Source organism: Vibrio sp. 1288, assembly GCF_033344475.1.
Genome location: NZ_JAWPOX010001145.1, coordinates 1 through 514, shown reverse-complemented (window position 1 = coordinate 514; position 514 = coordinate 1). Strand labels below are relative to the sequence as shown.

General features: G+C 44.2%; 1 pseudogene. It reads left to right on the top strand.

From position 1 onward, the window contains the following. A pseudogene (locus R8O11_RS31355) lies at nt 1–514 on the top strand (protein acetyltransferase); the annotation flags it as partial.

The window sequence follows — 514 nt, the reverse complement described above, 5'->3', positions numbered from 1 at the left end:
ATCTCTTAATATTCGGGTTCTTGGACCAAACAGTCTTGGAATTATCTTACCTTGGCATAATTTCAATTGTACGTTTTCGCCTGTCGCAGCAAAGCCGGGAAAGATTGCTTTTATCTCTCAATCGGCTGCCGTTTGTACCACGGTTTTAGATTGGGCCAACGACAAAAATATCGGGTTTTCTTCATTTATCTCGATTGGTCGTGGGCAAGATATTGATTTTGCAGATTTGCTCGATTATTTGAGTATGGATGGCAATACCGAAGCAATATTGTTGTATGTCGACTCCATTCAAGATGCACGACGATTTATGTCCGCAGCCCGTGCCGCTTCTCGCAATCGTCGTATATTGGTGTTGAAAGCTGGTCGTTCAAAAGAAATGAATACGTTCGAGCAGCAAGATGGCGATACGCTCGATGTGATTTATGACTCTGCGATACGAAGAACGGTTATGCTGCGTGTTAGCAATACGCATGAGTTATTTGCTGCGGTAGAGACGCTGACGCACTCAGTTCCG